The sequence below is a fragment of the Pseudomonas sp. Leaf48 genome, assembly GCF_001421885.1.
Lineage (GTDB): Bacteria > Pseudomonadota > Gammaproteobacteria > Pseudomonadales > Pseudomonadaceae > Aquipseudomonas.
Genome location: NZ_LMLH01000029.1, coordinates 293142 through 306370 on the forward strand (window position 1 = coordinate 293142; position 13229 = coordinate 306370).

The 13229-nt window shown below is 60.1% G+C and carries 13 protein-coding genes; 11 read left to right on the top strand and 2 right to left on the bottom strand.

All coding sequences use genetic code 11. The features are described from left to right. Positions 1–50: 50 nt before the first annotated feature. The 5 genes from ASE98_RS20655 to ASE98_RS20675 are packed head-to-tail and all read left to right on the top strand — an operon-like array spanning position 51 to position 7105. Complete coding sequence (locus ASE98_RS20655; protein ID WP_060543176.1) at positions 51–1250, top strand: ATP-grasp domain-containing protein; 1200 nt, start codon at positions 51–53, stop codon at positions 1248–1250. Further along, a complete protein-coding gene (locus tag ASE98_RS20660; protein WP_060543177.1) occupies positions 1247–3028 on the top strand; it encodes an IucA/IucC family protein in 1782 nt (593 codons plus the stop codon). Before ASE98_RS20655 ends, ASE98_RS20660 begins: the two co-directional genes overlap by 4 nt. After that, entirely contained in the window at positions 3013–4155 is a 1143-nt protein-coding gene (locus ASE98_RS20665; RefSeq protein ID WP_060543178.1) for an MFS transporter, read from the top strand. The genes ASE98_RS20660 and ASE98_RS20665 overlap by 16 nt, the downstream gene beginning before the upstream one ends. After that, complete coding sequence (locus tag ASE98_RS20670; protein WP_060543179.1) at positions 4152–5924, top strand: IucA/IucC family protein; 1773 nt, start codon at positions 4152–4154, stop codon at positions 5922–5924. The genes ASE98_RS20665 and ASE98_RS20670 overlap by 4 nt, the downstream gene beginning before the upstream one ends. Beyond that, complete coding sequence (locus tag ASE98_RS20675) at positions 5921–7105, top strand: type III PLP-dependent enzyme (RefSeq protein WP_060543180.1); 1185 nt, start codon at positions 5921–5923, stop codon at positions 7103–7105. The genes ASE98_RS20670 and ASE98_RS20675 overlap by 4 nt, the downstream gene beginning before the upstream one ends. 53 nt (positions 7106–7158) lie before the next feature. Here ASE98_RS20675 and ASE98_RS20680 read toward each other — a convergent pair whose 3' ends face one another. Then, positions 7159–8283: an OpgC family protein gene (locus ASE98_RS20680; protein WP_060543181.1), complete on the bottom strand. Its 1125-nt coding sequence runs from the start codon at positions 8281–8283 to the stop codon at positions 7159–7161. A gap of 250 nt (positions 8284–8533) precedes the next feature. On the opposite strand from ASE98_RS20680, the gene ASE98_RS20685 reads away from it, so the two are divergent. The 3 genes from ASE98_RS20685 to ASE98_RS20695 are packed head-to-tail and all read left to right on the top strand — an operon-like array spanning position 8534 to position 11408. After that, positions 8534–8908, top strand: a complete 375-nt coding sequence (locus tag ASE98_RS20685; RefSeq protein ID WP_060543182.1) for a GtrA family protein — start codon at positions 8534–8536, stop codon at positions 8906–8908. Further along, positions 8905–9870: a glycosyltransferase family 2 protein gene (locus ASE98_RS20690; RefSeq protein WP_060543183.1), complete on the top strand. Its 966-nt coding sequence runs from the start codon at positions 8905–8907 to the stop codon at positions 9868–9870. Before ASE98_RS20685 ends, ASE98_RS20690 begins: the two co-directional genes overlap by 4 nt. Before the next feature lie 5 nt (positions 9871–9875). After that, entirely contained in the window at positions 9876–11408 is a 1533-nt protein-coding gene (locus ASE98_RS20695; protein ID WP_060543184.1) for a glycosyltransferase family 39 protein, read from the top strand. A 15-nt stretch (positions 11409–11423) separates the two neighbouring features. Here the strand turns inward: ASE98_RS20695 and ASE98_RS20700 are convergent, their stop codons facing one another. Further along, positions 11424–11909, bottom strand: coding sequence for a hypothetical protein (locus tag ASE98_RS20700; protein ID WP_060543185.1), 486 nt, complete (start codon positions 11907–11909; stop codon positions 11424–11426). A 182-nt stretch (positions 11910–12091) separates the two neighbouring features. Here ASE98_RS20700 and ASE98_RS20705 point away from each other — a divergent pair, with 182 nt between their 5' ends. Genes ASE98_RS20705 through ASE98_RS20710 form a run of 3 tightly spaced genes read left to right on the top strand, consistent with a single transcriptional unit; the run spans position 12092 to position 13182 of the window. Then, positions 12092–12538, top strand: a complete 447-nt coding sequence (locus ASE98_RS20705; RefSeq protein WP_060543186.1) for an NUDIX hydrolase — start codon at positions 12092–12094, stop codon at positions 12536–12538. Between the two features lie 21 nt (positions 12539–12559). Beyond that, positions 12560–12682 (top strand): hypothetical protein, encoded by a 123-nt coding sequence (locus tag ASE98_RS27495; RefSeq protein ID WP_256352678.1) that lies wholly within the window; start codon positions 12560–12562, stop codon positions 12680–12682. 2 nt (positions 12683–12684) lie between these two features. Then, entirely contained in the window at positions 12685–13182 is a 498-nt protein-coding gene (locus tag ASE98_RS20710; RefSeq protein ID WP_060543187.1) for a GNAT family N-acetyltransferase, read from the top strand. The last annotated feature ends 47 nt before the right edge of the window (positions 13183–13229 follow it).

Sequence of the window (13229 nt, forward strand, 5' to 3'; positions counted from 1 at the left end):
CAGTTGCCCGATCCCGCGGGACGGGCAACTGCTGCCTCCAGGAACCTGCCATGCAACGACCATTCGTCATCCTTGCTCATGTCGCCCACCCTGCAATTCTGGAGGGTTTCGTGCCTGCCGCGCACAAACGCGGATTGCCGATCGTGGTCATTACCGACCACGCTCAGGAGCACAGACGCCTGCTCGCCACTTCGGCTATTTCGCCGCAACAGCTGCAGGTGATCGAGTGCGATGTGTTCAATCCGCTCGCAGTCATCGAGATGATCAATGGTCAAGGCCTGCGTCCTGGCGCCGTGTTCTCCAACAGCGATCACCTGCAGACCGCAACAGCCATGGTTGCCGAGGCCTTCGAATGCCCCGGCAAGGACTGGCGGCTGTGCTACGCGGCGAAGAACAAGGCGGCCATGCGCGAACGCATGCAGCGCCTGGGTCTGCCCGGGCCATGGTTCCAGGTGCTCACATCGAACGCCGCAGTGCCGAGCGATGCACCGTGGCCGGTGGTCGCCAAGCCCCGCGAAGGCGTCGCCAGCCTCGACGTCAGACTGTGTCACAACGCCGCTGAATTGAGCGCTTACTGTGAGAGCTTCTGGCAGCAGCAACCGGATCGGGCATTGCTGCTGGAAGCGTACATGGAAGGCCCGTTGTTCACCCTCGAAACCCTGGGCGACGGGCGCAATCTGCAAGCTATCGGCGGCTTCGACGTCAGCCTTTCTGCACCACCGCATTTCGTCGAGCTGGCGGCGCGCTGGAACGGTCCGCTGTGCAGTTCCCAGCGTGCCGCCGCGCTGGCTCAAGTCGCAGCGTTCGGGGTCAATTTCGGGGTCTGTCACAGCGAGTTCATTCTGACCGCGCAAGGTCCGGTGCTGGTCGAGATCAATTATCGCAGCATCGGCGATGGCCGCGAGTTCCTGCTGGATCGGCTGCTGCCACAGGGCTGGTTCGACCGCATCGTGGCTCTGCATCTGGGTGACCGCCTGATCGAGGCGCAGCCGGCGCAAGCCGCGGCCACCGTTCATTACTTGGTTGCCGATCGTTCGGGGCGCCTGGATCAGGCCAGTGCCAGCTTCAACGTTGAGCGGGAAGGCCATTGGTGCGATTACCGGGCGCTGCACACTACCGGCGACACCGTGACCATCAGCCATTCCAACAAGGATTATGTCGGTGTCCTGCGACTGATCGCACCGGATGAAACGAGCCTGGACGCGCAATTGAACTCGATGCTCGGCGACCTGAAGTGGGTGGTCGCATGAGCCTGCGACCGGAGGACGCGGATCAGGCGTTCATGACCCGACGTATTATCGATTGCTGCCTGCGCGAGGACATCCGTGAGATCGTCAGCGCAGGGCGGATCGGCACGTTGCCAGCAGCCCTTGGCCAGCTCTTGCCACAACAGTGCGACGCAAGTTGGCTGTGCATCACCCACCTGGGCGCCGATGAACTCTGGCTCCCTGTGGTCAAGGCCTATCCATTGCAGGACTGGGTGAGTACGGGCGACGCCTGGATCAAGGTGTCGGCGCACAACCCCGGTGAGGTTCAACACGGCTACCGGCTGTGGCTGAGCCACCTGAGCCACGGCCTGGACGAAGAAAGCCTGACGCTGTTTGCCGCGTACTTGAAGGAAGCCGATTGCGCGACCGAACACCGGGCGCTGTGCAATCAGGCGTATCGCCAATATGCGCCGGCGCTGAACGACGTGACTGGCCTGCCGGACTGGTCGCAGCGGTTACTGAAAATCGATCAACTGGCGAGCTACCTCGATCACCCGTTCTATCCAACGGCGCGGGCCAAAAGTGGCTTCGATGCCGACGCGCTCAAAGGCTACGCGCCGGAGTTTGCACCGCGCTTCGAGCTCAACTGGCTGGCGATTCCCAACCACGCCCTGACCCTGACCAGCCCGCAGCCGCCTCACTGGCCGGACTTCGAGGAAGTCGGCCTGTCACCGACCTTGCACAACACCCATTCGTTATTGCCGGTACACCCGCTGACCTGGAGCGAACTTGAGCAATACGGCCTGCCTGAAGGAACCCTCAAGGCGCCACGTTCGGCCATGCCGGTCGAGCCCACGCTGTCGGTGCGCACGGTGGTCTGTATCGATCAACCGCAGTGGCATATCAAGCTGCCGTTGTTGGTCAGCACGCTCGGCGCGCGCAATTTGCGCCTGATCAAACCGAGCACGCTGTACGACGGTCACTGGTTCCAGACCACACTGCTGGCCTTGACCGAGCGCGATCCGGCACTGGCCTCACGTTTCTTGCACGTCGACGAAAAGCATGGAGGGCATGCCGCCGAGAGTCGGCACCTGGCCTATATCGTGCGCCGTTATCCGGTGGGCCTGGACAAGGTCACCCTGGTACCTGTCGCGGCATTGGCCAGCCCGCTTGCCGATGGAAGCCTGTTCCTCGAACAACTGGTCGAGCGCTACTACGCAGGTTCCTGGCAACACTGGTTGGGCGAATACCTCGATCTGTTGCTGCAGGTCCATCTGCGTCTGTGGTTGCGCTATGGCATTGCACTGGAAGCCAACCAGCAGAACGCCGTATTGATGTTCGAACAAGGCCAGCCCTTGCGCCTGCTGATGAAGGACAACGACGCCGCGCGGCTGTGGCCTCGGCGCTTCGCGGCGGCCTGCCCGGATCTCGCTGACCTGCCGGCAGCGTTGCAGGATGAACGCATTCGCGTCGACAGCACCCAGCCGTTGGCCGAAATGTTCTGCACCATCACCTTGCAGCTCAATATCGTGGCGATCCTGGAAGCCATCGCCACCGCGGGGCTGGCAACACGGTCCAGTCTGTACGGCATGCTGCGCCAGAGATTGATGAACTGCCTGCATCAACTCGAAGCCGAAGGCATCGATTGCCATGACGCGCACCGATGGCTGTTGGACAAGCCGAAACTGCCGGTCAAATATTTGCTCAGCGCTGGCAGCCTGTTCAGCAAGGCGCATTCCGGTGCCAGCGATATCAACAAGTTCTATGGCTACAGTGCGGCAAACTTTCTGCTGGAGGATGTGCCATGCAACGGCGCCTGATCACCAGCGTCCTGTTGGGGCATTACCTGTCCGCCTTCACTGCGCTCGGTATTCCGTTGTACCTGCCGCGCATCCTCGCCGATCTCGCGCCTGACACACCTGGCTGGGCCATTGGTGTGCTGTTCGTCCTGCCGACACTCTGCACCGCACTGGCGGCGCCGATGTGGGGGCGCTGGGCCGACCGCAACGGTTGTCGCTTGTCGTTGCTGCGTGCCCACGCCGGGTTGTTTGCCGGATTTCTGCTGGCCGGCTTCAGCCCGAATCTGCCGGTGTTCGTCCTGGCGTTGATCATCCAGGGCACCTTCGGCGGGGCGATGGCGGCGTCCAACGCCTACCTGTCGACCCAGTTCAAGCAGGGCGATCTGTCCCGGGCCCTGAACTGGACGCAGTATTCGGCGCGCCTGGCGATGATCAGCGGCCCGATCCTGTTGGGACTGATGACCTCGCAAGGCCTGGGATTGAGTCTGTATCGCTATCTGGCCTGGCTGCCATTGCTGGCTTTCGTGCTCATCCTGCCGTTGCCCAACGACGCCCCCAAAAATGCCTTGGGCAGCAAGGTCGCCAAGGCCTTGGGCGAGCTGCCACCAGACCTGCCGCGGCTGCTGGCCGTGCAGTTCCTGTTCAGCTTCGCGATGGTCGTCACCTTTCCCTATTTCGTGCCGTTCGGCGAACAGTTGGGCATTGGCAGCGATGCCTTGATTGGCGTGCTCTACAGCCTGCCGCATGTGGTTTATCTGCTGGCGTTGCCCTGGGTCCAGAAGCATCAAGGCAACCTGCTGCTGCCGGGGCTGGCGCTGCTGGCCATCAGTAACGCGCTGCAATTCTGGAGCGTGCAGGCCGAACCGCTGTTTGCGCTGCGTCTGCTCAGCGGCGCTGGCATTTTGCTCAGTTTTGTCGGCCTGCACCGTTGCCTGAGCCAGCGCAGCCGCGCAGGCAGCGCCGGCCGCCTGTTCGGCTGGTTCGACTCCAGCGGCAAATGGGCCGGCACCGCTGCCGGTGTCACCGCCGCCCTGGTCAGTCAGGCCTGTGGCGTCGCGTCACCCTTTCTCGTTGCGTGTCTGGCGGCCATCGCGGCCATGGTGCTCGCATACCCTCTACTGAAAACTTCCCGGGAGATTCCAGCATGACGCTCGCTAAAACTGCATCGCTCGTCGCCGTATCCCTGAATGACCATGCCCTGGATGGCGAAGCCCAGCGCCATGCCATCGAGTGCCTGCTCAATTGCTATCTGCGCGAATACGCATTGCCGCGCAACGAAGCCATCTTGAACTATCAGGCGCAGGATCTGCCAATGAGCCTGCGCCAGGTCAACGGCCGTTGCATCTGCATTCAACTGCCCAATGGCCGCTTGGTGGTACGCGTCGGTCGCGTCAGCATCCTGGGTCGTTGCCACTACATCAGCGCCCCCTATTTCAAAGGTAACAACCAGAGCTGGCGGCCGTTGAACGCCGCTGAACTGGCGCGGCTGATCTGTACGCCGCTGAGCGGTGTCGAGCGCGTCGACGAGATGCTGCAGCAGGTCGCCAACAGCCTGCAGATCACCCGCACCTTCCTGCGTCACGCCCGCCCGGCCAACGAGTCTGCCGACAGCCTGCTGGCGTCCGAGCAACATCAACTGTGGGGCCATGCCTTGCATCCGACCCCGAAAAGTCGTGAGGGCATCTCCCATGACGATTTGCTGGCCTGCTCGCCGGAAGTCGGCGCCAGCTTCCAGTTGCACTGGTTCAAGGTCGATCCGACGCTGCTTCGTCATCAGGGCGAGGATCCGCGCAGCACCTTGCGTCAGCTTTCTGGCCGCGACGACGCTTATCCGTGCCACCCCTGGGAAGTCGCCCGGGTGCTGGCCGATCCGCTGGTGCAGCGCGCGCAACAACAGGGCCTTATCGAATACCTTGGTCCCCTGGGGCAAGCCATGTACCCGACGTCGTCGGTGCGCACGCTCTACCATCCAGAGATGGCGTACTTCCTGAAGTTCTCGATGCACGTGCGCCTGACCAACTGTGTGCGCAAGAACGCCTGGTATGAACTCGATAGCGCCGTGGCCCTCACGCACCTGCTCGGCCCGATCATGGACGAGTTGGCGACGCAACAGCCCGGTTTCATGCTGATGCCCGAACCCAGCGCCACCAGCCTGGACCTCAGTGCCCTGGGTACGCTGGAAGAGGCCCGCGAAGTCACCGAATGCTTCGGTATCGTTTACCGACAAAACCTTGCCGTCGCCGACCGTGAGCGCTATCGACCGCAAGTGGCAATGGCTCTGTTCACCTGGGATCAACAAGGTCGCAGTGTCTGCCGTCAACAGGTCCAGCGCTACGCCGACAACGCCGGCTTGAGCATCGAGCAAGCCACATCGAACTGGCTGGATGCCTATGCCACCCAGATGCTCGGCGGCGTGCTGTACTGCCTGTTCAATCAGGGGGTGGTGCTGGAGCCGCATTTGCAGAACACGGTCATCGGCTTCGCTGAAGACGGCTTGCCCAGCCGGGTCTGGATTCGTGATCTGGAAGGGACCAAGCTGGTCCCGCAAATCTGGCCCGCCGAACGCCTGAGCGCGCTGGATGAACGTACCCGGCAATCGGTTTACTACAGTGCGCAAAAGGCCTGGCAACGGGTGGGTTACTGCGCACTGGTGAACAATCTGGGCGAAGCGATCTTCCATCTGGCCAACGGCAGCGACGCGCTGGAGCAGCGTTTGTGGGCGCGTATCGGCGATCTGCTGCACAGGCAGTCCGCGCGTCTTGGCCATCCACCGGAACTGCGTGAGTTGTGCGCCGGCGCACCTTTCCCAAGCAAGGAAAACTTCATGACGCGACTGATGATGCGCGCCGACCGCGAGGCCGGATACACCTCACTGCACAGCCCGCTGGCGATCAGTGAAACGAGGAAACGCGCATGAGCCTTCCGGTCTGCGTCACCCAACGCATCGAGCAACTCAAGGCTGAAAATGATGAGCCATTGTGCGCCTACGTCTACGACCTGCCGGCCCTTGAGCGACACGTCAAGGCGATGCGCCAGGTACTGCCGAAAAACTGCGAATTATTCTATGCCGCCAAGGCCAACCCGGAAGCCCTCGTGCTGAAAACCCTGGCTCCTTGGGTAGACGGTTTCGAGGCGGCCTCGGGCGGTGAGCTGACGTGGCTGCATGAGCAGTGCCCCGACCAGCCGCTGATCTTTGGTGGCCCCGGCAAGCTCGATCGTGAACTGGACATTGCCTTGCAATATCGGATTTCGGCGTTTCATGTGGAGAGCGTGAGCGAATTGCGCAACCTGGCCCGCATCGCCAGCGAACGCGGGGTGCGAGCCCCCGTGATGTTGCGGCTGAACCTGAAACTGGCCCAGGCACCGCAGAGCCGCTTGGTCATGGGCGGCAAACCCACGCCATTCGGGCTGGACGAAGAGGGGCTCGCCAATGCCCTGCAAGTGCTGCAGCAAGAGCCCTCGCTGCAGCTTGAGGGGCTGCACTTTCATCTGCTCTCGCATCAGCTGGACGTCGATGCGCACCTTGAATTGATTCGCAGCTACTTCCTGACCTTCCGCCAGCTGTGCAGCGACCATGAGCTGCAACTGCCGATACTGAATGTTGGCGGCGGGATGGGCATCAACTATCAGGACGCCGCGCAGTCGTTCGACTGGCCACGGTTTTGCCAGGGCCTGAAAGGGTTGATCGATGAGTACGACATGGGCACGACCCGGGTGCGTTTCGAAATCGGCCGTTTCATCAGCGCAGCCTGTGGTTACTACGTGATGCAGGTGCTGGACATCAAGAGCAGCCACGGCGAATTCTTTGCCATCAGCCGCGGTGGTACTCACCACTTCCGTACGCCTGCAGCTCAGGGTCACGATCATCCCTTCACGGTGCTGCGCGGCACACAGGAGGCACAGCTCAAGGATCAGACCGTCACGCTGGTGGGGCAGCTGTGTACGCCCAAGGACGTCCTTGCCCGGCAACAACCGGTGGCGCAGTTGGCGACAGGAGACCTGCTGGTGTTCACCCTCGCGGGCGCCTATGCTTGGAACATCTCGCACCAGAACTTCCTGATGCACGAACCGCCGTTGAAGGTTTTTATCGAGCACTGATGCCACAGCTATCGAGCGGTGCAACGCCGAATTGACGAGGGGTCAATTCGGCTTTACGTGGCAAGCACTGGCGCCGGTTTGTTCAAGCACTTGTTGAATTCCAGCCACAGCGCCAGCAATGCCATCAAACCGGCCCCGGCCAGCGCCGTGCAGATCTGCATGGCGACGGCATCGTCGGTCAATGCGTTGAGCATGTCGGCCAAGGGCGCCAGCAGTACGCCCAGACAGAATATCTCCAGGGAAAAACGCCCCATGCGGCAGCTTTGCTGCGCGAGCCAGTTCTGCGTCCATCCGGTGTCGGGAAGCAGTTTCGCCGTGACGTAGGCCAGCGCCAGGAAGTGCAACAGGCGCACCGGCGACAGGTCGGTCTTGCTGATCGGATACAACAGCTTGTTCAGGCTGTCCGGCACCACGGCATCGTGCAACTGCGGCCAGCGCCACAGGAGGGTGAGCGCAGCTGCGGCCACCACGTACATCGCTGCACTGATGAACAACGGCTGGCGTAGCAGTGGCCGGGTTTCGGGTACGCGTGGGCGCTGCGAGAGCACTGCGGCGGCGCCGCCGAGCACGAACAGCAATTGCCAGGCGACGGGGTTGAAGTACCACACGCCATCCTTGATGGCGGCCAGGTTCCAGCCAAACAGCGGAACCGTCAGGTACAGCGCCAACGACACCGCCACCACCGGCCAGACTTTGCGCACCAGTATCGGCAGCACCAGCGGCAACCCGGCCAGCAGCACGATGTACAGCGGCAGGGGGTCCATCAGGTTTGGCTTGAAGCGCAACAGCAGCTCATCGATCAGGGCTTGCTGCGGGTCGCTGATGAAGTGGCGCATGCCCATTTCTTCCACCAGGTCCCGGGTTTCCACGTGACTGTTGGCGAAGAACACGATGCCCATCAGCATCGCCAGCAGGAAGATATGCACCACGTAGAGCACCCAGGCACGACGCAGGATTTTCACGCAGGCAATCAGGAAACCTTCCCGCGCCAGGACCTTGCCGTAGGCCAGTACCGCGGCAAAACCGGCCAGAAACACGAAGACTTCGGCGGCGTCGCTGAAGCCGAAGTTACGCAGGGTGATTTGCCCCAGCGGGTTGTGGGGCACGTGATCCCAAAAGATGAAGATCAATGCCAGACCACGAAAAAAATCGATCCGGTGATCGCGTTCGAATGTCATGACAGCAGGCTCTTGAACGAGTGTTGAACAAAGGCGTAGCGAAGTAGCGAAAGGTTGCGCGCCGCACATAGGCGGCGCGAAGGGTGGCTTGATTCGCGGGCGAATGCAAAGTCGGGGTATTTCGGAATGTCTCCGGCTTTACACAAGTTGGATACCGCTGGTCTGAAAGGGGGCCATACCTGCGATTTCTGACAGTAGACAAGCTCAAATCAATATAGGTGGCACAACGATTGAGCATAGGGTTGTCAGCATGAGACGGTTATGGAAAGGATTGTCCAGCTACACGGTGATCGGGGTCGCAAATACCCTGATTCACTGGCAGATTTTTTTCCTGCTGAGTGTGGCGGCGGGTCTGCGGCAGGCGGTCAGTAATCTGTTGGCCTTCTGCGTGGCCGCCTCGTTTTCCTTCTACATGAATGCGCTGTACACCTTTGACAGCAAGGCGTCGGTTGGCGGGTATCTGCTGTTCATGGTGGCAATGGGGGCACTGAGCTTTGCTGTCGGCCATCTCGGTGACCTGTGGCGGCTGCACGGCTTGCTGACTGTCGCGCTGTTTTCGGCGTTGAGCCTGGTGTTCGGCTTCCTGTTTTCCAAATACGTGGTGTTTCGCGAGCGTGACGCATGAAGGTCTCGTTGATCGTTCCGGTATTCAATGAAGAACAGTCGATCGAGCTGTTCTACCAGGCCGTGCGCCAGGAACCGTCCCTGAGCCGGTTTCAGATTGAAATCGTTTTCATCAATGACGGCAGCACCGATCGCACGCTGGTGCTGGCCAGTGAAATTGCCCGGCACGACAGCGATGTGCTGTTGATCAACTTCTCGCGAAATTTCGGCAAGGAGCCTGCGTTGTTTGCTGGCCTGGAACATGCCACTGGCGACGCCGTCATTCCCATGGACGTGGATCTGCAGGACCCGATCAGCGTCATTTCGCGGCTCATCGAGGAATGGATCAATGGCGCTGAAGTGGTGCTGGCCAAACGGCGCGACCGTTCGGCCGACGGCTATTTCAAACGGCATTTCGCCGGCATGTTCTATCACCTGCTCAACCGGATTGCTTCGACGCGTATCGAGGAGAATGTCGGTGATTTTCGCTTGATGGACCGAAAAGTCGTGGATGTCATCAAGAGTCTGCCGGAGCAGCAGTTGTTCATGAAGGGCGTGCTTTCCTGGGCCGGGTTCAACACCCGGGTCATCGAGTACGACCGGGCTGCGCGTGCAGCCGGTAAAAGCAAATTCAACATCTGGAAATTGTGGAACCTGGCGCTCGAGGGCATCACCTCGTTCAGCACCGTACCCCTGCGCGTTTGGTCTTACATTGGTGGCGCCATCTCACTCATGGCAGTGGTGTATGCGGTTTACCTGGTCCTGGACAAAATCCTCTTCGGCAACGATGTGCCCGGTTATCCGTCACTGATGACTGCCATTCTGTTCCTGGGCGGTGTACAGCTCGTCGGCATCGGCATCCTGGGCGAATACATCGGCCGTATTTACATGGAGTCCAAGCATCGGCCGCGGTATGTCATCAAGGACATCATCAAAAGCGGCGATGAGCCGACAGAGATACACCCACTCAAGAGGATCGTTTGAGCGCAATGGCCGCTGTCCAGGCGAGTCAGCGGCAGTTGTATGCCTATCGAATGGTCCTGATTGCGCTGGTCGGCCTGGCGTTGATCGTCAGGTTTCACGCTATTTCAGGACCGGCGATCTGGTATGACGAAGCCTTTAGCGTGCTGCTCAGCGAGCGAGCGCCGGCACTGATCTGGTTGACTACGGCGGGGGACGTTCACCCGCCGCTGTATTACCTGATTCTTCATTATTGGACGCTGCTGTTGGGCAACGGCGTTGCGTCTGTGCGTGGTCTGAGCGCGGTGGCGGATGTCGGCACCCTGGTGCTTTGTCTCAAGCTGATGAGCCTGCACGCCACTCGACGAGCGACCTGCATCGCCGGGATTTTGCTGGTGTTTCTGCCGATATCGGTTCGCTATAGCCAGGAAGCCCGCATGTACGCCTTGCTCGGCTTCTGGCTGATGGCGGCCACGGTCGCGCTGGTGTGCTGGAGCCGCAAGCCGCAATCGCTGCGGTACGCGATTATCTACGTGCTGTTGATGGCCGCCGCGTTCTATACCCACTACTTTGCGGCGTTATGCGTGCTGGTGCATTGGTGGTACTGGTCCGGGCTGGGGACGGGCGAGCCGACAGTGCTACCCGTTCGCAAATGGCTCATGGCCAATGTCGCGATTGTCGCGTTGTATGTGCCCTGGTTGCCTCATCTGTTTGACCAGATCAGGCGCATGGACGGCCTGGAGTGGATCGCGCCGACAGCATGGGACATGTTGCCGGGGCTTGTCTCGCAATTCACCGTGATGACCCCGGCAACCGATGGCGGGTTGTGGTGGGCGCTGGTCGTCACTGCGGTGATGATTGCTTGTTGCGTGCTGGCGTTGCGCGATGTGCGCAACGATCGCCGCTTTACCCTGCTGCTGATCAGCTATTTCTTTGTTTGCGTCACTGCCGTTTTTTTGATTTCCTGGATCGTTCCGGTGTTCGTCCCGCGCTATCTGGTCTTTGCCGCCGTGGGTCTGGCCTTGATTGCTGCGGTGATGCTGGATGGACTGGCCGAAAAGCGACCGGTCATTGCTTTGCTCTGCTTGAGCCTGTTTGTTGCGGGCGAGGTGCATGGCGTGTTGAAGGTCTATGCCCAACAGGACGGCTTGAATGGAACCGACGTACGCAAGCTGGCCAGGCTGGATACGGTGGCGCAGGGGATAAAAAGTCAGGCGCAGGCCGGTGATGAGATCATCGTCGACGGGTTGTTCTGGTACCTGCCGTTCAGTTACTACAACACCACAGGTATCCAGCCACGGCTGTACATCTCCAGAGCCGCAGGCGGTGCGCCGGCAGGACCGTTCAACTATGGCGGTTGGCGTCTGATACCCCAGCGGCTGGACTGGATTTTCTTCAACGATGTCTCGACCTTGAAACTCGCGGCAAAACGCGTCTGGTGGGTGACTGGCAAGCCCCGGCCCGAGAATGTCGTGGTCTTTCCCAAAGGGTGGAAACAGACGCTCACGCTCACCGGGGGGGAAGTCGAGGCGCGCCTGTTTATTCTGCACGGCGAGCGCTGAAGTCAGCGCTTCTGTTCAATCACCTGTCGCCTGCAGGTTTTCAGGGGGGGTGTTTGAAGCATTTTTGTTCTCGTGTTTCTGTTTGGCTCGGGGAAGGGTGTTTATGCAGTAGTTGATGTAATAGAAGCCAAATAGTCCGGTATAGAACAGCCCCATACGAAGTTCGAAGTTGTGTTCAGCCAAAGCATATGCCCTCAAGGCTCTTCGTGCCTGGAAGCACCAGTTGATGGCGATTACAAAAAGCGTTACGAGCAGAACCACCCAGAGTATCGAGGCATAGAGGTGAGGCACGAGGGCGAGAGTTGTGATGTTGCCGATGATGACCAGGTAAATCGTGAAGAGCATCGGGCTTATGGTTTTAATGCGAGTGACTTCCTCAAGTGCGGTAAATGTCTTGTACATCCAGATGTTGAAATATAGCCCTCCAGTTATCACACCCAGTAGAAATAGGTGAAATGTTCTGGTATCGATTTTTTCTTTCAGAGATGAAATATCTGACATGCAAGGCGCTCCATGGCGGCGAGGTAGGCGAGTGACCAAAAAAGGAGTGATCACGCTAACAAACTCGCGTGTAGGAAATTTCCGGGCCTTTCGGAGGACTGTTCCGGTCCTTTGATGTTCAACCCTTGGCCGAGTCATTAAGGCGTGGGATTCTTGGCGGCCTTCACATGGATCCTTGGTTAATGATGTCTTATCCAGCTGAATCTCCACTCAACGAAATCGGGGTTATCCGCATCGCCGCTGCCCTGTTGATCGGCCCCGACGGCCGAACCTTGCTGGTGCGCAAGCGCGGCACCACGGCTTTCATGCAACCGGGTGGCAAGATCGAAGCCCATGAGTTGCCGGTTCAAGCACTGGCCCGTGAACTGGATGAGGAGTTGGGTCTGCTCATTGATCCGCAGCAGGCCAGCTTCCTTGGCGAGTTCTCTGCGCCGGCCGCCAACGAACCAGGTTTTGTCGTTCAGGCACAAATCTTTCAACTGGCGATCGCTGCCGACGTTACCCCGGCCGCCGAGATCGAAGAGGTGATCTGGATCGACCCGACCACTGATGCGGGTGTCAGCCTGGCGCCATTGACACGGGACCTGATCCTGCCGTTTTATCGAGCATCACTGACCGCGATTGCCTGATCATCCACGCCGAGGACCGCCATGATCCCGCTCCAGGACTTGCTGATTTTCGCCGCTGAGCCATTGCTGGTGGTGCGGGCACCCGCAGCGTTCCATCTGTCCCCGGCGCCGCGCTTGATGCCTGAACAAAAACGGATGGCCTGAGCATGTGGATCGAACGCCTGGACGCCAGCCATGCCCTGGCCTATCGAGAGTTGATGCTCGAAGCCTATGACCTGCATCCGCAGGCGTTCACTTCCAGTGTGCGCGAGCGTGCGGCAATGCCGTTGAGTTGGTGGGAGGCGCGCCTGACCGGCAAGATGGAAGTGGTTCTCGGAGCGTTCGCAGAGGGACGCCTGGCGGGCATCGTCGGCCTCGCTTTCGAATATCGCGAGAAGGCCCGGCATAAAGTGACGCTGTTCGGCATGTACGTGACCAGCAAGGTCCGCCAGGGCGGGATTGGTCGGCAACTGGTCGAGACAGCGTTGGCCGAAGCACAGCGTCATCAGGGTTTGCGCCTGATCAAGCTGACTGTCACCGCCGGCAATGTTGCCGCGATCAACCTGTACCTGCGTTGCGGTTTCGTCCAGTTCGGCCTGGAACCGATGGCGGTGCGGGTGGGCGAGGATTACTTCGACAAGATCCATATGTGGCGCGAGCTCTAAGTCCACCACGATCAAAAATGTGGGAGCGGGCTTGCTCGCGAAAGCGC